Below are 25,771 nucleotides of genomic sequence, written 5' to 3' on the forward strand. Positions count from 1 at the left end.
CATACTAAAAATCAGTCTTCTTTTTGTTTCTTATTATACTCTTTCATCCCTTTAACATCTTTAAATTTATTAAGCATAAGATTTTTATGTATTCTATAATTGATATTCATCCAAAACCCTTCATCCCATAAAGGATCCATTAAACCAGATTCCCATGCTTCCAATTCATCTGTTAAATCGTCATAAGTTTTTGGAGCTAACTTAGACAAATCGAAAGTCTCTCCTAGGTCATTTTTTAAATTATACATTCTACTTCCAAAACTGTCTAATCTAATAAGTTTTTCATTTCCAATTCGAACTGCTGCCGTATTTAATTTTCTCCAAAATAATTTTTTATGGGGATCCCCTTTTTTATTGCCCTTCAAATAAGGCAACAAGTTTACGCCGTCCAATTCTAAATTACTATTAATGCTCGCAGCAGCAATGGCTGTAGTAAAAATATCTAATGACGAGGTTAATCCGTCAAAAGAAATGTTCTCTTTTATTTTGTTTTTCCAACTTACAACAAAAGGAACTCTATGCCCTCCTTCATATTTATTACCCTTAAAACCTTTTAAAATTCCATTATTAGATTGGTTGGTGGTTGCACCTCCATTATCACTTAAAAAGAATATAAGCGTATTCTCCAATTGCTTTGTAGTTTCTAATTTAGCAATCAATTTTCCAATATTCTCATCTAAAGACCAAGTCATAGCAGCCAATTTTTGCCTTGGATGATTTTGAAACATTTTCAGGTGTTCTGGCTTAGCTTCCATTGGAGTATGTACGGCATTATAAGCTAAGTACATAAAAAATGGCTCATATTTATTTTCTTCAATGTATGTTAAAGCTTTATTAGTTAACACATCTGTTAGATAGCCTTTAAATTTTTGCCGAACACCGTTATGTTGTAGCATATTCTTTTCAGTAGGATTATCTATCGGAAAATAAGATCTACTTCCCGATAAAAATCCATAAAAATCATCAAAACCTCTTTCATTAGGATGATCATCTTCATTATATCCTAAATGCCATTTTCCTAATGCAATAGTTCTATAATGGCTATTTTTAAAAACATTTGCTAAAGTTGGCACACCATTCGGTAGACCAATTTCTCCAGATTCTTTATTCCCTGTTCCATTCGCTTCAAAACCAAATCGTTGTTGATACCTTCCTGTTAACATACCTGCTCTTGAAGGTGCGCATACAGACGCAGAAACATGTGCATCGGTAAAGACAATTCCATTTTTGGCCAGATTATCTATATTAGGGGTTTGTAAATCTTTACATCCCATAAAGCCAAAGTCTGCATATCCGGCATCGTCAATAAGAATTACTATTATATTTGGTTGCTTTGATTCATTTATCTGTCCAAAACAATAAGATTTTGGAATTGTAAATAGTACAACTAAAAAAAAACAAATTTTTAAATTCATATAAGGTGGTTTTAATTAAGAATACAGATTTGGCTCACTATCAGTCTAGACATATAATTAAGGAACTCTATCTAATAAAAAAATCAACTTTGAATTATGTAGATTTTTTCAGGACTAAACAGGTTTGTTGGAAGTTTGATAAGCTTAGGTTTTTATCAAATTAAAAAACATTTTCCGTTGATACCTCGATGGATCTGCTTCGGACTAGTTCATTTAAATAGTCAATATTTCCAATTGATTATATTTTAAGTGTTTACCGAAATTTTACTTTCTAAAATTTATAAACGTTTATTTTTCTATAGTAAAAGTGTCAAATATTTCTCCTGTAAAAGAGTTATATGCATTAAGTTTCAATGTTTTTCCATCAATTGAAAACACACCAAAACTAGGTACGTGCTCTGCATGGGCTACTATATTTCCGTCTTTGCAATTCTTTTGATTAGTTGGATCCGCATGCCATCTTTCGTTTATTTTACCTCCAGCACCAATGGTTATTGAAATAAATCTATCTTTTAAATGGCCATAAGAAGAATGATCAATAGAAGCATTTACATCTACATTTCCATTAGCATCAAAAGGTTTTAATCTTTCATATGTATGTGCGTGACCATTTAATACTAAGTCCACATTATTACTGGTGAAAATTTGGTATAAATTCATTACATGCTCATAATCTTTTTTATAGGTACATGTTTTTCCATTGTGATGTAAATACACAATAATCCAATCGTATTTTACTTTTTGCTCTTTTAATGTTTCTTTTAACCATGCTACTTGTTCTTCTCTATTGTATAACCCCCCATTATGTGAGTCTAATCCAATAAATAGTGCGTTCGAATAAGTAAAGTAAAAATAATGTTCATTACCTGGTAATGACCACTCTTTTTCAAAATTCTTTTCTGGGTCTGATCGCCAATCATGATTTCCTACTACAGGATAAAAAGGTGTGTTTTTAAAAACCTTTTCAAAAGGTTTAAATAACTGACTGTCATACATACTACTTTCGCCCTTTGGGTATACAATATCACCAAGTCCTAAGCCAAAATCTGGTTTTATTTTTAATTCTGTAATTCTATTTGCTGGTTCTTTAGCAAAACTTTTAGGTAGTACATCACCTATATCACCTAAGGCATAAAAATTAAAGGCTGTTTTAGTATTGTTAGGTGAAGTTTTAAAATAATAATCTTTGCCACCTGCCAACAAATAGCCATTAGAATAAATGTTATAATAATATGTTGTTTTAGGATTAAGGTTTTTGATAACAACTTCATTAAATATACTTCCTTCGTGGCTAATTAAAGTACCCGTTACTAAAGATTTTTTTGCTTTATTTGCCTCGTAAAATTCGACTTGGCATTTTTCTACAATAGTGTCAGTTTTCCATGTAACTGTTACAGTTGTTGGCCTTACCATTTGCAAATAAGGTTGACGTAAAAGCGTTGGTTTTTCGCCATAGGCTTCAATTAGTATAGACCTGACTGCTTGTCGGTGTGTTACCTTACAAGATGATAGTAAAATTACTAATAGCATTGCTGAGAAAAGAGTTGATTTACTCATAATTAGTGATATATCTTCCTATTATTAGCTGTTTTAAATTATCTAGTATTTAATTAAAAGAGAATGTATGCTTAGCATACATTCTCTTTTTTAAAACTAAAACTAAAATTAAAACGTACAATTATTTAATTGTATCCTGGGTTTTCTTTTATTCTTGTATCTGCAATAATTTCAAGGCCAAATGCATAGTAATAATTTCGTTCTGTATGAGACCTTATTCTTCCTTTATCTCCATCAGCTATAGCAATAGTATAGGTGTCATTGTCAAAATCATATCTAAAATGCATTCTATGCCTAACAACCCCATCTAATTCCTGAACCGCAATTCTCCAACGTCTTAAATCCCAAAACACATGTGATTCAAAAGCCAATTCCACTCTTCTCTCATGTCTAATGGCATCTTCAGTAATTTCTCCTATTGATAAAGCCGGCATACCCGCACGATCTCTTAAATCATTTATTGTAGCAGCCATATCTCCATTAGGATCCCCTAAATAATAGGCGGCTTCAACATAGTTTAAATAAATTTCACCTAATCTAAATATGAGATAATCGCTCCCAGAAGTATCATTGGTCAAGAAACCTATTGTTTCATCCGAACGCTTTTTAACTAGTAAAGCCGTAGGGTTACTCCCTGCGCTTATATTTCTTCTTGGTCCAGCTCCTGGCCAGCCGTTAGAGCCTGGTATAATAAATGTATTACTTGTAGAAGTTTCTCTAAGACCAGAATTTGGATCTGTATAATCTGTGCTTCTATGAAAATAGACTTGCGTTCCTCTCCATTTCGTTCCAGGATAAAAAATAGAGGCCCGCATACGAGGATCTCTTTGTTCAAAATACCAATCGGGGTCTATAGGAGTAGTATCGTCATACATTGCTCTATCCACCATACCTGAGGAGCCATCAATAAAGTCAAATTGTTCCAATGTTTCCAAATAGACGGGGAAATTAGAATTCCAACCAAATCCATACCCATCTGGGTTAGCTAAATAATCCCAAGAATGTGCTTTTCCTGAATCTACATTCCACTCTTCAACAAAAATAGCTTCTGGGTTATTATTTTCATCTACAAACATTTTTTCAAAATTTAAAGATGGGTCTGCCTCTTTACGATAAAGTGAAAATGACCCTTCAAACATAATTTCTCTTGATGCAGTTAATGATTGTTGATAATAACTATTGGCATCACTATTTGGAAACCCAAGTAATCCATCCATTTGTTGCGTACCAAAATTAGCTACAGAGGCGGCATATAACATTGCTCTACTTTTTAAAGCTAATGCGGCCCATCTATTTACACGTCCTTTTATAGAGCTTGAAGGCAATATATCAACAATAGCATCCATTTCAGAACCTATAAAATCATATATTTCCTTTTCAGAATTACGAGGAATAAATAGATCTTCTTCTGGAGTATTAACAGGGAGTGCTTTTGTAGCTAGAGGAACACCTCCATAACGTTTGACCATTTCAAAATAAGTAAAAGCTCTAATAAACCTAGCCTCTGCAACTTTAATTGCTACAAAATCTGGATCTAAAACTGTAGATTCAGGCACCTTCTCAATAAATACATTCATCTCTCGTATATCATCATAAGGCCAATATTCTAAAGCTCCAGCCCCATTATTCTCATCAAAAATACGACCGACAGCACCACCAAATGGTGTTTGCCAAGGCGCAAAATTTCTAGCTTCACCGCCAAAACCATTTATTAAATTTTGATTGTTGTTAGACTGTCCACCTCGAGGTTCAAACAGAGCCTCATCATAAATCTCAGTAAGAAATGCATCTACTAAACTTTCGTCATCAAAAACAATATCTTCTGATATAATGTCTGAGGGTGTTAAGCTAAAAGGGTCTTCACAAGCAGTAAAAAAAAGTCCAAAAGCAAAGGCTAGACTAAAATAATTTATATATATTTTCATAGTATTAATTTTTTAAAAAGTTATATTCATACCCAATGTATAGCTACGTACCACTGGTAAATCACTTGAAGGATTACCTTCTGCCGATTCAGGGTCAAAAGAGTTCTTATAAATACCTAAATTACTAAATGTGAACAAGTTTTCTGCTCCCAAGTACAATTGAAGATCCTTAATTCCAACCTTATTAATAACCTCTTTTGGTAAGTTATAACTAAGGTTTAAAGATTTTAATCTTACAAAGGTTACATCCTTTCTCCAAAAATCTGAGTTCAAATTATTATTACTACTTCCTGTAGCGGTAATAGCTGGTAATTGAGCATTTGGATTAATGTTTATATCTGGGTTATTGGGATCTGGTTGCCATCTTAAATCATAATGATATGACAAAGGTATTGACGTATTTGAAAATGCTTTTCGAGCTGCTCCTGAAATGTTTATACTATATCTGGAAGCGCCTTGAAATAGCATATCAAAACTAAAATTCTTATATTTTGCACCTAAATTTAACCCAAAAATAATCTCTGGTAAATCATCTTCAAAGGCAATTACATCTTGGTCTCTAAAGTTTATTTCTCCGTCATTATTCCTATCTATATATTTAATATCTCCGGGGCGTAATGTTGAATTACCTTGTGTATCTTGGTCTACTGAATGGTTATCTATTTCTTGTTGTGACATAAAAATACCATCAGATTTGTAACCGAAATTACGATTTGCCCATTGTCCTCTTCTATCATTAATCCTTATTTGGTCCTCATCAGTAAATTCTTCCTGATCAAAAACTTTATCAAACTTCCTTCTTGTATATGTGAAATTTGGAGAGATGTTAAGTTTTAAATCACCAATGGTTTGTAAAAAGTTTAATTTAAGATCAATTCCTCTATTATTTTCTGTATTTAAATTAACTAATGGTAAGTTACCCCCAAATGTGGAAGGTATGTCTGCTGTATTTGGTCTGAGAAGATTTGTTCGTTCTCTATAATAAACATCAGCTTCTAGTTGCAATCTATTATTTAAAAAATTAGCTTCTATACCCACATTATAACTCGTAGCTTCTTCCCATGTAAGCCTTGGATTAGCCAGCCCCAGGGTACGTATAGCCTGATATGTAGTCGTGTCAAACAAATAGCTTCCAGATAAGCTATAACCTGTTAAATAATCAAAAGATCCTATACCACTAGCGCGAGCATCACCCGTTTCAGAATAAGATAATCTAAGTTTAAGATGATTGATAGCCTTACTCTCTTTTAAAAAGTTTTCTTTAGACATTACCCAACCTGCCGAAAAACTAGGAAAATACCCCCATCTTGCCGTTGGCGAAAATAGCACATCACCATCTGCTCTTAAAGTGGCCTGAAATAAATAACGGTCTTTATATCTATAATCAAATCGCCCTACTAAACTTTTTGAACCTATATTTGCTCCAGATGAGCCTCCTGTTGTTTGAAAATCTGTATTTCCAACAAAAATTTCAGGAATGGCAGTTGTAAGTAAATCTTCTCTACCTGCAGACAATGTTGAGAATTTTCTAGATCTACTTTCACCAAGTAAAAGACCTTTTACAAAATGATCACCGAATTCATTTTCATATTGTAATGATATAAGTGGGAAAATTTGATGCCTTCTGAGTTGACTTTCACTTATAGAACTAAGTCCTCCTGCAATGGCCTGCTCTATATAAGTTCCATCTATAGGGTTATACTCTACAAGTGGGTATTGTTTTCTTAAGTTTTTGGTATTTCTATTTAAAGAAATAACATTAAATTGGGTTTTCAATAGCAAACCATCAATCCCCGGAATTTTATAGTCTAATCCTATTTTACCTGAAAAGGTGTTATCAAATCTATTTGTAAACCCAAAAAAATCCTGATTGCTTTGTGTTATTGGATTCCGATCTGAAAAACCAGAATATGCCGCGCCTTGAGATGGATCGGGTAATTCAGTTGGATAAATCGGTTGTGCTGTTCTTAATTGTCCAAAAATATTATTAAGATCTGATGCTCTACTTCTAAAATCATGTCTGAAAGACAAATCTAAATTAAAACTTAAGCTTTCACTAACTTTAACATCTAAATTAGATCTTACATTATAACGAGAATAATCATGGTCTCTACTAGCAAAATAACTCTCTTGTTTTGTATATCCAGCGGACGTAAAATACTTAACATTTTCACCACCTCCAGATACGGATATACTATACTTTGTTAAAGGCGCATGATTAGAAATCAATCCATCTATCCAATTACCACCTTCAAAACCAGGAGCGCCAGACTGATAATTTGCTAGCTCCTCAGACGTAAACTGCAAAAAGCCATTACTATCTAGACTTGATAACGTTGGTAAAGGATCACCAGTTATTCTTGCTGATGCCGCTGCATCGTTAAAATCTGATTCTCTAGATAATTCTACAAATTGCCCCGCATTTACATGCTCGAAAAAAGAAGTAGCTTCTTGAAACGAAATCGAATTGCTAAAGGTTATTCTTGGCTCTCCAGAACGACCTCTTTTTGTTGTTACTAAAATTACACCATTCGCCGCACGTGATCCGTAAATTGCTGCTGCTGCATCTTTTAAAATAGAAATAGTTTCTATATCATTTGGATCTATTCTAGAGAACCCCCCATCTATCTCTACCCCATCTACTAATATATAAGGCGTACCAAAACCTCTTATACTTATATCAACTCGCTCGTCACCTGGTAGTCCTGAGTTTTGTTTTGTAACAATACCTGGTATTCTACCGGTTAAGAGTGAGGTGGAGTTGGCTACAGGTACTAAATTAAGTTCCCTACTTTTAACGGTTCCAACTGCCCCCGTAAGATTTATCTTTTTTTCTGTACCATAACCTACAACAACAACCTCGCCTAGGTTTGCCACATCAGATTGCATTTGTACATTGATTGTAGTTTGACCATTAACAGCAATTTCTTGAGTTTTATACCCTAAATACGATATCACGATGGTAGAACTAGTGCTTATATTTAGTGTGTAATTCCCATCAAAATCTGTTTGATCACCATTTGTAGTGCCTTTTTCTATAACGGAAGCCCCTGGGAGCGGTATGTTATTTTCGTCTGTTACTTTTCCTGTAACAGTTTGACTTTGAGCATGTGTAAAGTGTATGATGCTCAGCATTAAAGTCATTAAACAAATAATATGTTTTTTCATAATCTAATTAGTTTTTAAATTGGTAATTTTTTTATAATCTATTATTTTTAAGTTAGTTATTTTTTTATCATAAATCGCTGTTTTTAAGTTAGTTAATTTGTTTTAATAAGAATCTTTCATCCAATTGAATGGTTTTCTTTTAATCCAGTTTCCTCTAGTAAAATCAGGGAAATCCTGTGGTTCTCCGTTGTTTTCTATAGAGAGTTCTGATAACGGAGTCACTGCACTCCACGCCGCAGCATCGTACGCATCCATTGGTGGAGCCACATTTTCCTTGGCTGATTCCACAAACGCATTCATTACAAAGAAATCTATACCTCCATGTCCTGCCTTTTTTGCTCCTGGACCATGTTTTTTCCACAATGGATGGTCATATTTTTCTAACCAAGAATCCATATCTTCCCAACCATGGCCTTTTGTTGTACCTTCTACATGAATTCGCTTTGTATGATGATCAAATTCTGAGATACCACTTACACCTTGTACCCTAAAGCCTAATGAATATGGTCTAGGCAGATTACAGTCATGTGTCACTATTATTGTTTCGCCCATGGCCGTTTCTATGGTACTGGTGATTACATCTCCTTGTTTCCACTTAATCTTGGCATTAGGGTGCTCTTTACCTCCTTCTGGGTGATTGATTATATAATTGTGTAACCCTAATGATTTTGATGCATGAGACGTTAAGGACACTAAACGATTTCCTCTATTTACATCAGCCATTACTGCTATTGGCCCAAGACCATGAGTTGGATACACATCAGCATTTCTCAATAGCGAATGTTGTGTACGCCATGCAGCTTCTGAGATTCCTTTCTCTCCAAATTCTACTCCACCACCATAGGCCTGCTTTCCATTGTTAAATTTCACGAACCTAAGATCATGCTGATAACCACACCTAAAGTGTGAAAGCTCCCCAAAGACATTTTGCTTTACCATATTCAATACTGCTAAAACATCTCTTCTGTAATTGACATTCTCTAAAATCATTAAATGAGAACCAGTTTCTTCATGGGTATTAACGAGATCCCAGCATTCTTCTAGGGTATTTGCTGCTGAGACTTCCAATCCTGTGTATTTACCAGCTCGCATAGAATCGACTGCCATTCTAGTGTGCCATAACCATGGTGTTGAAATTACAACTGCATCAACCTCTTTCAAATCAAGTAGATTTAAGTAGTCCTTATCGTCTTTTCCAAATATTTTCGGTTTACTCTTCCGTGACTTGCTTATTTTATTGAGTGAAATTTCTATTCTGCTTGGGTCTATGTCGCAAATTGCTGTGACCAGCACATCATCTCTTTTCAATAAATTATTCAAATGATTTGTCCCCCTTAAACCAACACCTATAACTCCAACCCTTAACCTGTTCGAATTGTTTTTTGTACCTCCAAAACTCATGTTTGGTGCTAGGATTATTCCAGCTCCAGTAATTGCTGACTTCTTTATAAAATTTCTCCTTCTATTCATCTATTTTAATAGTTTATATTATTATAATTTATAGTGTTAAATTTCTAATTAATTCAAATTTAAATAGACTCAGAATTAACCTTTATTTAATAACAATCGTTAAGCTTACCGACTGGTTTTAATATGTTTACGCAGATAATGAGACAAAATTGAATGAAAAAATTCTAAACTAAGTGTACATTTTTAACATAGTATGGTTAAATTTTAAGCATAACGTTTAAAATTTAAAATTAACCTTACATCGGTGTCCAAGATTGAACAATTCTGAAAAAATAAATTAGTAATTTTGTCTGTACCACCCTTACGATCCACATCAAGTAAAATAGAGCTATGCTTATAAATCAAATTCATAACCTTATGATATTACTTAGAATAAAATCTTCCTTAAATACCTGTATTTGGATTCTTTTATGTGTGCAACTATCTGCACAAAACAGAATGAACTTTGATCATTTAGCTCCTAAGCTGGATAATCAAGTCATTCGAGTAAACAAAAGTATTCAAGATACTTTGGGCTATATTTGGTTTTCCAATAAAAAAGGTCTGTATAAATATGACGGATATAACTTAGCATTTACTCCGTTTTCTCATTATTTTGGAAAAGCCTTCTCCAATAGACAAAAAGTATATTTTAATAAAGATTTAAATGGAAATTTTTGGCTAGCTACTAATAGAGATTTACTAATGATTAATCTTGATGGAACTTATACATCTTTTAAAAAAGATATAGGAAACAAAGAAATTTCAGTTATTGAATCAAATGAAGATACCATTTATTTTGGAACAACACTTGGGGAGATCTACATTTATAATCACGATAAAAGCACATTTGAAAACCACACAACTCTACCGAAAGCAAATAAACAGCCGCAAACTATTTCAGGTTTAGTTTTCACGAAAGATGGGGAATTATGGATTAACACTGATGTAGGGAATATTTATAATTTATTAATTAAAAATAATGAGCTGATTCCGCTAAAAACTCCTTTTACCAATACTAGTACTAATACCAATCAAGTTAAACTCGTATCAGATAAAAAAGGGAAACTCTGGATTGCTACAGAATTATATGGCTTATTTCAATATGATATTCGGACAAAAGCTTTTAAAGAGTTTAGTGCCCCTAATGCTGGGAATAACTCCAAATACCCTATGTACTTATCCTTGTTTTGTGATAGAAATGGTGCTATTTGGGCCGGTACTGACGGAGATGGTCTTTTTAAAATAGATTCTGAAAAAGGTAGTATTTATACGTTCAAACATAATAAATCGAACAGGTTTTCAATAAGCGATAATTCGATTACACATATCAATGAAGATTCCTTTGGAAATTTATGGCTTATAGATAAAAAAGGGGTTGTAAATGTTTTGCCGTATAATAATTCTAAAATAAAATATTATAGTGGATCTAATAATAATACTCCGACAGTTTCATTATCTGTTTTAAAAGCTTCTGATGAATCTTTGTGGATTGGTACAGATGGTGAAGGAATTAGTAGAGTCTTTTCAGATGGAAATTCTATACAATATTCAAATTTTAGTAAAGGAAATAATTATTTTGATGGGAGATATATTTTACAGGTTACAGAAGCGACCAATAAGAATATTTGGATAGCTACTTATCAAAATGGTTTATTTGTTTATGATAATAAGTTAAATAAGTTCAATAAAGTTGAATTAAAAGATGAATTTGGAAAACCATATCTACATATCCGTTTTGTTTTTAAGGATTCGAAAAATAGAATTTGGGCAGGTCATAGGGATGGAATTCATTTGTTAGATGAAAATCAAAATATAATCACAAATTTTAATTTTAAGTCTAATGAATTATCGGGAAAAATTTTAGGAAATATTATAGAAACCAAGAATGGTGAAATTTGGTTAAGTAGTAATCAAGGAGATTTATACTTTTTTGAAGAAAATAACAGTAAAATTGAAAATTCTAATTTTAAAAAAATTAATTATCACAATGATAGCGAAAATAACGACTATAATATTACCCATATGTCTGAGGACATTGAGGGAAACATATGGCTTATTATAAAATCGGATTTTTTAATTCGTTTAAATATTAAGGACTACAGTTATGAATCATATGAAAATAAAGAAAACATAAAAGATATTGGGTTTCATAATATCATTGTTGATGATTCTAATAGATTATGGTTGGGTGGTAGTAATGGTCTGCACCAATATATACCACAAACAGAAACTATAAAATCATTTTATGAGGTTGATGGTTTACAAGGAAATGTATTTACAAGGTTAGGAGCTTATAAAGATAAAGCTGGAGTATTATATTTTGCAGGAAACAAAGGAGTGTCAAGTTTTGATCCTGATAATATTACAGAAAAAAACACCCCTTCAGCAAACTTGTTTATTAATCAAATAGATGTACTTAATAGACCTGCAAATACAATAATTCCCGATCAACTTATTGGCGGAGTGGAAAAGGTAAAGTCCCTAAAACTAAAGCCGAACCAATCCTCTTTTTCATTTCAATTCTCAGTGATTGAAAATGTCTTAAATTCTAATTTTTATTACACTTATCGCTTACAAGGGTTTGATAAGGAATGGATTGTTCCGCGTGAAGGACGGGTTGCCACATACACAAATATTCCTCCTGGTGATTATACCTTTGAAGTTAAGGCCGGTTCTAAAAAAGGGATATGGGATATTAATCCTAAAAAAATTAATATCAATATAGCTCTACCTATTTGGAAAAGACCATGGGCATATGTGATATATTCTATGATTTTAATATTATTTATTTATGCCATTTATAAATGGGTAAGCCTTAAGAAAAAATTTGTTAGAGAAGAGCTCAATCATAAAAATGAAAATGAACTTTATGCATTGAAAATGAACTTTTTTGCAAAAATGTCACACGAAATTCAAACACCTTTAACTTTAATATTGGGTCCCATTGAAAACTTACTTGAAAGTGCTATTAATAGTGGAAATACCATTCAAAAACAGCGCCTATCAATGATTTTAAATAACGCCAAAAGATTATCAAAAATTGTTTTTCAACTTACAACATTTAGAAACAAAGAACTAAGTCAACTCAGGTTGAGGGTTACTAAAGATAATATAATTACGGATTTAAAAAACATAACAGCATCATTCAAAGAACAAGCAGATTTTAGAAAAATAAATTTCAGATGCTATTATCCAGACACAGAATTAATGGTTTGGTATGACAAGGATAAAATAGAGCATATATTCTATAACTTACTTGCCAACGCTTTTAAATTTACTCCCAAAGAAGGAACTATTGATTTCGATGTTAAGATTTTAGATTCTCAAAATATTATTAAAATATCGGTAACAGATTCTGGCCCTGGCATATCAAAAGATGAATTATCTAATATTTTTAAATTATTTTATCAATCTGATATTGGTAAGAAAAATATTGGAACAGGAATAGGTTTGGCTTTGACAAAAGAGCTCGTTAAACTACATAAGGGAAGGATTGAAGTTGAATCTGCCTCTGAAAAAGGAACATGTTTTTCAGTCTACCTGTCTACCAATGAAGATGAATTTCCAGATGAACAAAAGATTTTTGATATACCAAAAAACAAAATCATAGAAAGTAGCGACTCGGAACTATTAGATAATACGGATAGTAAACTTTTAGAAAAAACTATCCTTATTGTTGAGGATAATTATGAAATGCAAATTTTTCTGGAAGATATTTTTAAAAATCAATATAACATTTTATTAGCAAATGATGGAGAAGAAGGCTTGTATCTTGCAAAAAAACACCTACCTGATCTAATTATTAGTGACATTATGATGCCTAATAAAGATGGACTAGAAATGTGTAACGCATTAATAAAAAATAAGGTGACATCACACATTCCAATTATTTTACTTACCGCAAAAGAATCACCTAAAGCAAAATTATTAGGGTTAATGTCAGGAGCCATTGAGTACATCAATAAGCCTTTTAATTCTAATGAGCTTGTTTTTAGTGTTCACAACATTATATCAAGAAGTGAAAAGCTGCTGTCAAAATACAAAACTGATTTAATTAGCACTCCAAAACAGACTAAGGCAATATCTCCAGAAGATGCTTTTTTACAAAATGTTATGGCTATTATTGAAATGGAATATAAAAATCCTAATTTTAAACTAGAAGAAATTTCGGATTCGCTAAATATGAGTTACTCAACAATATATAGAAAATTCCAATCTATTACCGGAAAAACATTGGTTGATTTTGTACGGTCTGTTCGTTTAAAAAAAGCTGCTATATTAATTATTAAATATAATTATTCAATATCTGAGGCCACATACTTGGTAGGTTTAAATGATCCAAAATATTTTACAAAATGTTTTAAAAAACAATTTAATATGACTCCTGGAAAATTTAAAAAGCAATCACAGATAAATGGAGCAGATGCACTAATAGAAAAGTATAATTTGGAACAAATGGGATTTGAAATAAATTAATTCTAATCATAATAAAACACCTTGCAGTTTATAACGATCTAACTGTTTCGTTTAAGAGGATTAACTAAAAACTGAGCAGATACATAAGGAGATACATTTGTTAATTATGCACTTCCTTTTTAATTTTTCGGATATAAAGCAGTAACTATTCTTGTTTAGACTCGCAACAAATAGTTAGACAAATTCCCTTAGACCTTTACAACATTTTTTATTTGATAAAATTCTAATTTCATTGCTTTATACATTTTTCGTAATTATTTTACCGTTAAAAAGCCTGGTTCTGGATTTTCGCAAATTATTCGAGTTGTTGATGCTCTCTATTTATAGAATAGTAACACTTGAACAAACACAGACTCGTTTGCTAATTCTTTAATATTTTTTTCCTGATAACTTAATCGGACAGTTTCTGATTTAAATTATGTGCTATAACTCGTTTTTTCATTATTCTAATGATATTTGTTTTAATAGTTTATGCCCAAGTAAATGCAATAACCCCAATTAGTTATTTGAATAAAATGAACAATGAAATCTATAAAGTTATGAAAGTGGTCAAGATTCCAAAAAAGAACACTAGTTATGCTTAAAAATTCTACTTATAATTTTAGTTATAATAGTAATATTGTGTTAGTATAAAATTTAATAAATTCATGAAGAAAAACACACTAATTAATTTACTGTCCTACTTTATTTTATTTAATATTGGAATAACCCTCTTTAATTGTACTACTAAAAAAGAACAAACTTTCAAAAGCGATTTTGGTTCAAGAAAAGCTCGAACATGGGTAGGACCAGAATACTGGACAAACCCTATGCAAGATTGGCAAATACGCAATGGTGAATTAGAATGCCTAGTAAGTAAGCCTAATAGAAATACACATATACTAACAAGAAAACTAGATAAAGTTCTAGGAAATCTAACTATGAAAGTTAGGATAAAGCTTTTTGATGCTGATACTACAATTTTAAGGGAAAACTGGGTAGGTTTTAGTATTGGTTCAAAAGGTGAATTTAATGACTATCGTGACAGTGCTGTTTTTGGAAAAGGCCTAGATATAGGGGTTACGACTAGAGGAAACTTATTTATAGATAAACTTCCAGAAGAGAATCGAGTAAATACTGAAATTCAAAAAGCATTATTTAATGGAATTATTTTAGAATTGGATCTTGTGTTTTCTAAACCTAACCTTTTATTTGAAGCAGGGGCTTATAGGTTAGTCGTATCACTTAAGGATGGCCAAACTGGAAAATTAATTTCTACCCTAACTAAAAATAATGTTTCTCCTGAAGCATTAACTGGAGACTTAGTATTAGTAAGTCATTTTAATTATAAAGGAGAAAAAGCAAATAAAAAGAGTGTGTCGTTTAAAGATTGGGAAATTTCCGGAAGTAAGGTCTCGACTCATAATAATTATGTTTTTGGACCAATTTTATTTTCTCAATACACATTAAGTAGAGGCACTATGAAATTGACTGCGCAAATGGCTCCAGTTACAGTAGATGAAGAAAAGGTAGAACTACAAATAAAAAAAGAAGGAAAAGAGTGGGAAACCATTAAAAAAGCAGACATACATAAACATGCGCGTACAGCTACATTTAAAGTTAATAACTGGGATTTTAAAGAAGATATTCCTTATCGATTAACATATAAAGTTGACAAAGGAGCTAATGTTTCTAAAGAAACGTTTTACTGGGAGGGAACTATAAGAAAAGACCCTGTAGATAAAGATCAAATTGCAGTTGCAGGTTTTACAGGTAATGATCATTTAGGATTTCCTAATACAGACATTACAGATCAAATTAAATATCAGAACCCAGATGTACTCTTCTTTTCTGGAGACCAACTATATGAAACATCAGGGGGGTTTGGAGCTCAACGTTTTCCAGATGACAAAGCCATGTTAGATTATTTACGTAAATGGTATATGTATGGATGGGCCTTTAGAGATGTTATGAAGGACAGGCCAACGGTAAGTATTACAGATGATCATGATGTGTATCATGGTAATATTTGGGGAGAAGGAGGCCGAGATATTCCAGACTCGTTAGGCCAGGGGTCTAATGCGCAAGATTATGGAGGGTATAAAATGTCTCCTAATTGGGTAAATATGGTAGAACGAACACAAACTAGTCATTTGCCAGATCCTTACGATCCAACACCTGTAGAGCAAGGTATTGGAACTTACTATACCGATATGGTTTATGGAGGGATTAGTTTTGCTATTCTTGAAGATAGAAAATTTAAATCAGCCCCAAAGGCCATGCTACCTAAAGCTGATATTTTTAATGGATGGACAAGAAATAAAGCATTCAATATAAAAAAAGAAGGTGATATAGCTGGAGCAAAAATGTTAGGAGAAAGACAATTATTGTTTTTAGAAAACTGGGTATCAAATTGGGATTATCAAGCGCAAATGAAAATGTTACTATCTCAAACTATTTTTGCAAATGTGGCAACCCTGCCTAAAGCAGCTCTTACAGATGTTGTTGTACCTACATTAAGAATTATGAATAAAGGAGATTACCCTCCAGATGATGTTTCTGTAGCAGATTTAGATTCTAACGGATGGCCGCAAGCAGGAAGAAATAAAGCTGTAAAAATAATTAGAAAAGGTTTCGTGTTTCATTTAGCAGGAGACCAACATTTAGGTTCAACCATTCAATATGGTACTGATACATGGAATGATGCTGGTTTTGCACTATGTGTTCCTTCAATTTCTAATCATTGGCCTCGTCGTTGGTACCCTTCAGTAGAAGGACAAAATAGAGACTTGGAGCAACCTAAGTATACAGGAGAATATAAAGATGGTTTTGGAAATAAAATGACAGTACATGCAGTATCTAATCCTACTTTTACAAATAAAAAGCCCTCAAAACTTCATGATAGAGCTACAGGCTACGGAATTGTAAGGTTAAATAAGAAAAGTAGAGATATTACATTAGAATGCTGGCCAAGGTTTGCAAATCCTAAAATGGGAAATACAGAACAATATGAAGGATGGCCAATTACAATAAATCAAGTAGATAATTATGGTAGAAAGCCTTTAGGGTATTTACCGGAAATAAAAATAGAAGGTTTAAAAAATCCAGTAATTCAAATCATTAATGAATCCAGTAAAGAACTTGTTTACTCGCTTCGTATTAAAGAGCAATCCTTTAAACCAAAAGTGTTCAATATTAATAGCACGTATACTGTAAAAGTAGGAGAACCAGATACAGATACATGGAAAGAAAAGAATAGTATTACAATTAGTGATGGAGAAATTAACTTTAAATTTTAATAATAATGATAAATAAAAAAAACGTTTATCAGCTTGTTATATTTTTTTCTATAACATTAGTTTTAATGGGGAGTTGTGTGAATTCACAAAAAGTGAATTCATTTACTATTGAGGATTTACATATTTCCATTCCTTTTGCAGCAAACAGCTGGATGGATAATAACCCTGATAAAATGCGTTCAAAAAAATCCAATTCCAATATTCAAAATTGGACAGATGGAACTAAAAAAATAAAATCTTACTTTAAAACAGATAAAACAGGTCAATTACATTTAGCGTTAAAAGCAAAAGTTGATCAAGGAGGCTCTAAACTAAAAGTAACATTAAATGGTGTTTCAAAAGACATAGAGCTTAAAAGTACTCATTTAGATACGGTAATAGTTGGAACATTCGATGTTAAACAAATAGGATATCAGTCTATAGAAATAGAGCGATTAAATAAAAAGAGTGAAGCATCTATCGTTATTGATCAATTAATGATAGGAGGAGATGCTACAATAGGAAATTTGTATTATATAAAGGATGATGTATATTGGGGAAGAAGAGGGCCATCTGTACATTTAAAATATCCAATACCAGAAGCAGCAAGTGATATCGAATGGTTTTATAGTGAAATTACAGTACCTAAAGACAATGATATTGTAGGGTCTTATTTTATGGCTAACGGGTTTAAAGAGGGGTATTTTGGAATGCAAGTAAACTCAGAGACTGAGAGAAGGTTTCTGTTTTCGGTATGGAGTCCATATAAAACGAATAACCCAAGCGAAATTCCAAAAGACCAGCGAATAACATTATTGAAAAAAGGAAAAGATGTGATCGCAGGAAAATTTGGGCATGAAGGATCCGGAGGGCAAAGTTATCGTAAATATCTATGGAAAGCAGATACCACATATAAGTTTTTGTTGAAAGGTGTTCCATCAATAAATAATTCTACAGATTATACTGCTTTTGTTTTTGCTCCCGAAGTAGGGAAATGGGAATTAATGGTAAGTTTCAGGCGTCCAAAGACGACGACCTATTTAAAGCGCTTTCATTCATTTTTAGAAAACTTTCAACCAGAAATGGGAGATAAAACTAGAAAAGCATTTTATACAAATCAATGGGTTTATGATACTAAAGATAGTTGGTATAGCATAACAAATACTCAGTTTGCAGCAGATGCTACTGCGAAAAAAAATGCCCGACTCGATTATTCAGGAGGGGTAGAAAACAATAAGTTTTTCTTAGAAAATTGTGGGTTTTTTAATCACACTACCGCTATTAACTCTGTTTTCAAAATAGAAACAACTAAAAAGGAAGAAGCACCAAATATAGATTTTCATTTACTGGAAGGTTTAATAGAATAATAAACTTATGAAAAATAACAAAACAATACAAAGATTAGCATGTATACTATTGATCACATTAAATAGCTTTGGTCAAGAAATTAATGTGTGGGATTATATTGAAAACGAACAAGTTATAAGCGAAAACAAAGAGCCTTCGCATGCAACGTTTACGTCTTATACAACAGTAGAAGACCTTGAGTTAAACACCCCTAACTTTAAACAATCACTAGATGGTTTGTGGAAATTTAAATGGGTTCGTGTACCTACGGACAGACCTACAATTTTTATGAACCCTGATGAAGACCTTAGTGGTTGGGACGACATTAAGGTGCCGTCAAATTGGGAAGTAGAAGGCTATGGTGTCCCTATATATGTAAACCATCAATATGAATTTGCCGATAACAGAGCACGTGTTTCAAAAGATATTGAATTTACAGATCCAGAATCAAGTAGATCAACACCAAAATATCCAGGAAAAGTTCCTCATGATTATAATCCAGTGGGGTCTTACCGAAGGGACTTTACCATAACAAAGGACTGGAATGAAAAAGAAATATTTTTGCACATTGGAGCCATGAAATCTGGAGGTTTTGTATGGCTTAATGGACAGTATGTAGGCTATTCACAAGGAAGCAAATTGCCAGCAGAGTTTAATATTAGCAAACATGTAAAACCTGGAAAAAATACAGTTGCCCTACAGATATTTAGATGGACAGATGGCTCTTACCTAGAATGCCAGGATTTTTGGAGAATAAGTGGTATTGAGAGAAGCGTATATATTTATGCGCAGCCCAAAGTTAGAATTAAAGATTTTGAAGTCGTTTCTACATTAGATAAAGCTTATACCAATGGACTATTCAATTTAGATGTAGAATTAAAAAACCATTTAAATAAAGAAGAAAAGGTTAAAGTTACTTACAAAATATTAGATAATAATAAAGTAATAAAAGAAGCAAGCCAAGATATATTAATTGACAAAAATAAATCGAATACAGTCTCATTTAAAAACCAATTAAATGATGTAAAACAATGGAATGCAGAACATCCCTATTTATACCAATTAATAATTGAAATTAGAGATAAAAAAGGACAACTGTTAGAAACAACCTCTAATTTAATAGGCTTTAGAAGTGTAGAGATTAAACAAGGCCTTTTATTAGTTAACGGGCAACGCATTACATTAAAAGGCGTAAATACCCAAGAACATAATCCAGAAACAGGTCATGTGATTTCTAAAGCACAAATAGTAACAGATATAAAACTTTGGAAAGAGAATAATATAAATGCCGTACGATTGAGCCATTATCCCCAGCCAGACATGTTCTATGAATTATGTGATTTATATGGGATCTATGTCGTAGATGAAGCGAATATAGAATCGCATGGTATGTATTATGGAAAGTATTCATTAGCAAAGAATGAAGCTTGGGAAAACCAACATGTAGATAGAATGGTTCGTATGGTAGAACGCGATAAAAATCATCCATCAATAATTATATGGTCAATGGGTAATGAGGCTGGGAATGGCGTCAATTTTTATGCAGGTTATAAAGCCATTAAAGCTGCAGATAAAACCAAGAGACCTGTGCAATACGAACGTCCCTATAAAGACCATGATGGTAATTTATTTGATATGGATTGGAATACAGATATTATTGTGCCACAATACCCCTCTCCAGCACAATTTGAAGAAGTTGGAAAAAGCAAAACAGATAGACCATATATACCAAGTGAATATGCACATGCTATGGGTAATAGTACAGGGAATTTTCAAGATTATTGGGATGTAATAGAACAGTATGATAATTTACAAGGCGGGTTTATTTGGGATTGGGTAGATCAATCTATTTGGAAAACAAATGAAAAGGGAGAACGGTTTTATGCCTATGGAGGCGATTTTGGTGAAAATATGCCTACAGAAAATAGTTTTTTGAATAACGGTATTGTTTTTCCAGATCGTACCCCCCAACCCGGACTATATGAAGTAAAAAAAGCCCATGAGTATATTAACTTTAAAGATAAGGGTATTAATAGGTATAATGAATTGAGGGTGTTAATAGAAAATCTTTATGATTTTACCAATTTAAACCAATTCGATTTTATAGCAACAATAAAAGCAGACGGAACCGTGTTAAAAACGATTCCTATTGAAACTATAAATGTAGAAACGCATACTGGAAAATTGATACGTTTATCATTAGAAAATTTAGATTATCAAACCAATACCGAGTATTTTGTTGAAATTTCTGCAATAACAAAAAGGAATTGGGGGATGTTACCTAAGGGTTTTGAGGTAGCTCACGAACAATTTAGATTAGATAATTTTTATAAATATAAAAAAGCACCAATTGATAATGGGACCAAATTAAATGTTGAAAAAAAGGGAGAAACAATTCGTGTTTTTAATGCTTCAGTAGAGCTGATATTCAGTAAAGATAAAGGACGATTAACCTCTTATAAATATAAAGGAAACGAACTAATAAAAGATGGTCAAGGGCCAAAACCAAACTTTTGGAGAGCTGTGACTGACAATGATGCTGGAAATAAAATGTATAGAAATAATATTAAATGGAAAGAAGCGTCCTTATTCTCTAAAGTCGAAACAATTACCGCAAACACCATTAACGAAAACTTAATAGAATTGAAAGTAGTATATCACTTACCAGGTGTAAACACAAAAATTTATAGTACCTATCGCATTAAAGGAAATGGAATCGTTGAAGTAGAAAACATTCTAGACAAAACGGATTATCAAGCAGATATTCCAAGAATAGGCATGCGTATGCAATTACCAAAACAGTATAATCAAATGACTTATTTTGGAAGGGGACCTTGGGAAAATTATAAAGACAGGAACGTGTCTGCATTTGTAGATCTTTATACGTCTGATGTAAAAGACCAATACGTTCCATACATAAGACCACAAGAAAATGGCTATAAAACGGATGTAAGGTGGGTTGCTTTATCTAACAAAACAGGAAACGGATTACTTATAGTATCAAAAGACATTAAAAAAGGGTTAGGGATAAGTGCTTTACATATGACAAATGAAACTTTTGACATGTCTGAGACCCTAGATTATGGAAATGCTTCAAAAAAAGAAATTGAACACCGAATAGATGGTGTTCCTGAGTTTAATAAAAGCAAACATACCATAGATGTTAAAGAACAAGACTTAGTACAATTAAATATAGATTTAGAACAAAGAGGCGTTGCAGGCAACAATAGTTGGGGAGCAAAACCAGAGGAGAGGTATCTTATTAAAGGAAATATTGCTCATAGTTATACATATTACTTGGTGCCTTTTTCCGAAAATACCACAGAAGAATTAATTGAAATTAGTAGGCGGTTTTAAAAAAATTAGATAAAATGAAATTTAAACTACCTGTTTTAATTGTGTTATTATTTGGTACGGTATCGTGCGTTGCGCATACAGTAAAAGACGGCAATCCTCCAAATATAATTGTTTTTTTGGTAGATGATATGGGATTAATGGATACTTCAGTACCATTTATGACAGATACGGAAGGTAATCTTGTAAAGTATCCGTTGAATGATTATTATCGAACACCCCATATGGAGAACCTAGCAAGACAAGGGGTGAGGTTTACAAATTTTTATGCGCATTCAGTTTGCTCTCCTACACGCGCTTCAATTTTAACAGGACAGAACTCGGCACGTCATGGTGTAACTAATTGGATTAATTCAGAAAACAATAATAGAACAGAATTTGGACCACAAAATTGGAACTGGAAGGGGTTGACGAAAGAATCTGTAACGCTGCCACGAGTATTACGGCAGAATGGTTATAAAACCATTCATGTAGGTAAAGCCCATTTTGGTCCCTTTGGTAGTGAAGGAGAAAACCCCCTTAATCTTGGCTTTGATGTTAATATTGCCGGGAGCTCCATTGGACAACCAGGTAGTTATTATGGTTTGGATGGTTTCGGGTATATTAAAGGTAATAAAAAAAGAGCAGTACCAGGTTTAGAGAAATACCATGGTAAAGATATATTTTTGACAGAAGCATTGACACTAGAAGCCAATTTAGCTATATCTAAAGCCAAGGAAGAAAAGAAACCATTTTTTCTTTATATGGCCCATTATGCCGTACATGCGCCTTTTCAGCCTGATGCTCGTTTTGCTAATCAATACAAGAATTCAGGTAAATCTGAAAAAGCACAGGCATACGCAACTTTAATTGAAGGGATTGATAAATCGTTGGGTGATATTATTCAACATGTAAAAAGTTTAGGGTTAGGAGAGAATACAATAATCTTCTTTTTGGGAGATAATGGCTCAGATGCACCCTTACCCATTATAGATGATTACAGTAGCTCATCACCACTAAAAGGAAAAAAGGGCAATCATTGGGAAGGGGGGATGCGAGTTCCGTTTATTGCTTCGTGGGTTACGCCAAATGAAAAAGAATTTTGGCAAAAGAAATTGCCTATAGCTCGTAATACAATACAACATCAGCAAGGTACAATTTTAGATGTGTTTCCTACAATTAGTAAATTACTTAGTTTACCATTTCCCAAAGACCATATTTTAGATGGATTTAACCTTGAAAATCAACTTAAAGGTCAGAAAAATATTGAAAGAAATGAGTTGTTTCTTAATCATTTTCCACATGGTAATCATCGTTCAAATTATTTTACAAGTTTAGTTAAAGCAGATTGGAAAATTATCTATCATTATCAAATTGAAGGTCCACCACATTGTGAATTGTTCAACTTGAAAGAAGATCCATTTGAAACAAATAACTTAATTAATGAAAACCCTGAACAGTTAAAAATTATGATGGAAATCCTTGCTGACGAAATAATTAAAAAGAAAGCGCTCTATCCTGAAAAAAGAAAGGAGCCTTTGAAGCTGATTATGCCAAATGTTTATTAGAAGATTCCTTCTATTAAATTATTTACTGTTTAAAGCTACATCAACAAATACAGGCAAATGATCGCTACATATTTGTTCGAATTTGGCTAGAGATTCATTATAGTGTTCTGGTCTAATAACGTATGATAATTTGTTTGCTACACGAGACCATGCAATATTAGAAGCATAAATATGATCGATATTCGAATTTCCTCGAGTAACAGTCCCCTTTTTATCAGGTTTCTTAATCAAGTACAATAATTTATTTTCATTCTTAGATTGAATGGCTGTGTGTGGATATTGACCAGGTTTACCATTCATATCACCCACTAAAAAAATAGATTTAGGATAAGTCCCATCTTTTAACATTTTTTCAACCAATTCACGATAAAAACTCCCTTGAGCCTTTCTGTGCTTATCTGCTTTTACACTATTACGTGGATAAGAATGAGTGCTTATTACAGTAAACGATTTACTATCTTTGGCATTAGGTTTAAAAATTCCTGAAAAAGGAGGTCTATTAGTATAGCGGTATCCTTCAATCCAAGCCTTATATTCTATGCAGGTTACTTTGGATGTGTTCCATATTAAGCAAGTTTCATCTTCTTGAGTGCGACCAACATCCCAACCTGCTTCTGGATTGACTTTCCATTCTGGACCAAGCAGTTTAACAAGTTGATGCATGCGTTCATTATTTTGAATCTCTTGTAAAGCAATTACCGAAGCATCCCAGTTTATAATACGCTCTGCCATAATTTTTAAGTTCAACATCTGTACGCAATGGTGTGCGACTTCCCAAAAACTGAATATTCCAAGTAACCACACGAATATGATCATTGGAAACCTCAAAGGGAATTGTACTTTTTTGAGCAGCTAATGGAAAAATTGTTATTAAAAATAAGAAAAACCAATATTTTTCATCAGGCTAATATGGAAGTCTTGAAGAATGCTAATTTTATTTGTAATCATAATGGTTAATTTTTTTGATTTAACATTTTTAATTATTGTAAAACAGTCTTTATTTAATCGCAATTTTTTCATAACCTATATTTTTCCTGTCGCTCTCGGAGAAGATGCTGATCGCCTTTTTTAAGATATCACGTTCTAACTGCATATCTTTTAATTGTTTCTTCAAGTTGGCAATCTCACGTTGTTCTTCTATTAATTTTGGCTTGCCGCGTCCTGGAAAACTGTTTTTAGCATATTCACTAAATTCTCTTCGCCAACGACTCAGTACGGAGGAAGGAATATCTAATTCTCTGTATACTTGGGCTATACTGCCTCTAGAATAACTTAATTCTATAGCTTTTTTCTTAAAGTCTGTGGTGTAATTTCTTTTGCGTTTTGACATAATTCAAAGGTAAATTATGTGCTATAATTCCCTTAACCTAATGTCCAGTCAAATATAGTATGTCCAATTTTTTTCGCCAAGATTTTTTGTCCTCAAAATTAAAACGTGTTTGACCCATCCTATCGATCAAGGTATCACACACCCTTAGGGTAGATAGGAAAACTTATGCTGGGCTTGGTGCTTTATAAAGCATTCTTTATCATGGCCTTGATTTCAGGCACCTTACTTCTTTTTGCCAATTGCCAAGTAGTTCTTCCTTCAGGATCAAGTAAATCAAGCGGTGCATTGTATTTCAAGGCAAGTTCTACCATGCGAGGATTCTTTGTTTTGATAGCCTCATGGATTACACATTTTCCATTTTTGCCAACGGCATTTACATTTGCCCCATTTTTAAAATAAAACTCGGCAATATCATATTTTCTGGCACGTAATGAAATCAACAATGGTGTTTTCATATCGTAAGGAGTAGATTCCATGTCGGCACCATAGCTAAGCAATAATTTAACCAACTCTACGGAACCTCCTTGAGAAGCATACCTTATAGGTTGCCGGTCTATCGCCCATACTACTTTTGATTTCCAATTTACATCGGCACCTTTTTCCAATAAAATCTTTACACTCTCTACTGAGTTTGTCATACAGCCCACTACTATGGCAGGCACGCCAGATCTGTTCGGTACGTTTACGTCCACGCCATTACTCAAAAGTAGGTTGACCGCAGTAGTGTCATTTTTGAATACAGCTATCCAAAGGGGTGTAAGCCCGTTTCTGGTCTGCTTTTCGATATCTAGACCGTTCTTGATTTCTTTTTCTAATCTTTGGTGGTCTTTTTTCTCAAGTAATTCAAAAATATCTTGGCCAAATAGGCTTGAACTAACAAATAGTAAGACAATAGGGATTTTAAGTATACTTCTCATTTTTATATATTTAGTTTATTAAAGCT

At 32.8% G+C, this 25,771-nt stretch carries 12 protein-coding genes and 1 pseudogene; 5 read left to right on the top strand and 8 right to left on the bottom strand.

Annotation, left to right across the window (positions count from 1 at the left end; all coding sequences use genetic code 11):
* Nucleotides 1-11: 11 nt before the first annotated feature.
* The 5 genes from RG22_RS03065 to RG22_RS03085 form a co-directional block, all read right to left on the bottom strand.
* On the bottom strand, nt 12-1,415 hold the full coding sequence (locus tag RG22_RS03065) for a sulfatase-like hydrolase/transferase (RefSeq protein ID WP_034040768.1): 1,404 nt from the start codon (nt 1,413-1,415) through the stop codon (nt 12-14).
* A 288-nt stretch (nt 1,416-1,703) separates the two neighbouring features.
* A complete protein-coding gene (locus RG22_RS03070; RefSeq protein ID WP_081997651.1) occupies nt 1,704-2,972 on the bottom strand; it encodes a purple acid phosphatase family protein in 1,269 nt (422 codons plus the stop codon).
* A 125-nt stretch (nt 2,973-3,097) separates the two neighbouring features.
* On the bottom strand, nt 3,098-4,897 hold the full coding sequence (locus RG22_RS03075; protein ID WP_052143602.1) for a RagB/SusD family nutrient uptake outer membrane protein: 1,800 nt from the start codon (nt 4,895-4,897) through the stop codon (nt 3,098-3,100).
* Between the two features lie 12 nt (nt 4,898-4,909).
* On the bottom strand, nt 4,910-8,065 hold the full coding sequence (locus RG22_RS03080) for a SusC/RagA family TonB-linked outer membrane protein (RefSeq protein ID WP_081997652.1): 3,156 nt from the start codon (nt 8,063-8,065) through the stop codon (nt 4,910-4,912).
* 102 nt (nt 8,066-8,167) lie between these two features.
* Nucleotides 8,168-9,535, bottom strand: a complete 1,368-nt coding sequence (locus RG22_RS03085; protein WP_034040773.1) for a Gfo/Idh/MocA family protein — start codon at nt 9,533-9,535, stop codon at nt 8,168-8,170.
* Between the two features lie 357 nt (nt 9,536-9,892).
* Between RG22_RS03085 and RG22_RS03090 the strand changes: the two genes are divergently transcribed.
* The 5 genes from RG22_RS03090 to RG22_RS03110 all read left to right on the top strand — a co-directional run bounded on the left by RG22_RS03090 (nt 9,893) and on the right by RG22_RS03110 (nt 23,498).
* Nucleotides 9,893-13,993: an ATP-binding protein gene (locus tag RG22_RS03090; protein ID WP_162183630.1), complete on the top strand. Its 4,101-nt coding sequence runs from the start codon at nt 9,893-9,895 to the stop codon at nt 13,991-13,993.
* A gap of 647 nt (nt 13,994-14,640) precedes the next feature.
* Entirely contained in the window at nt 14,641-17,271 is a 2,631-nt protein-coding gene (locus RG22_RS03095; RefSeq protein WP_052143604.1) for an alkaline phosphatase D family protein, read from the top strand.
* A 92-nt stretch (nt 17,272-17,363) separates the two neighbouring features.
* Complete coding sequence (locus RG22_RS03100) at nt 17,364-18,617, top strand: DUF3472 domain-containing protein (protein ID WP_162183631.1); 1,254 nt, start codon at nt 17,364-17,366, stop codon at nt 18,615-18,617.
* A 7-nt stretch (nt 18,618-18,624) separates the two neighbouring features.
* A complete protein-coding gene (locus RG22_RS03105; protein WP_034040780.1) occupies nt 18,625-21,954 on the top strand; it encodes a glycoside hydrolase family 2 TIM barrel-domain containing protein in 3,330 nt (1,109 codons plus the stop codon).
* A 14-nt stretch (nt 21,955-21,968) separates the two neighbouring features.
* A complete protein-coding gene (locus RG22_RS03110; RefSeq protein WP_081997654.1) occupies nt 21,969-23,498 on the top strand; it encodes a sulfatase in 1,530 nt (509 codons plus the stop codon).
* Between the two features lie 18 nt (nt 23,499-23,516).
* Here RG22_RS03110 and RG22_RS03115 read toward each other — a convergent pair whose 3' ends face one another.
* From RG22_RS03115 to RG22_RS03125, 3 genes and pseudogenes are all read right to left on the bottom strand, one after another.
* Nucleotides 23,517-24,230: an endonuclease/exonuclease/phosphatase family protein gene (locus tag RG22_RS03115; protein ID WP_162183632.1), complete on the bottom strand. Its 714-nt coding sequence runs from the start codon at nt 24,228-24,230 to the stop codon at nt 23,517-23,519.
* 290 nt (nt 24,231-24,520) lie between these two features.
* Nucleotides 24,521-24,828: pseudogene (locus RG22_RS03120) on the bottom strand (transposase); the annotation flags it as partial.
* 182 nt (nt 24,829-25,010) lie between these two features.
* The gene (locus tag RG22_RS03125; protein ID WP_034040788.1) at nt 25,011-25,745 is read right to left on the bottom strand and encodes an ankyrin repeat domain-containing protein; all 735 of its coding nucleotides are present in this window, start codon (nt 25,743-25,745) and stop codon (nt 25,011-25,013) included.
* Nucleotides 25,746-25,771 lie beyond the last annotated feature (26 nt).

It is taken from the genome of Wocania ichthyoenteri Th78 (assembly GCF_000789235.1).
GTDB classification, from domain to species: Bacteria; Bacteroidota; Bacteroidia; order Flavobacteriales; family Flavobacteriaceae; genus Wocania_A; species Wocania_A ichthyoenteri.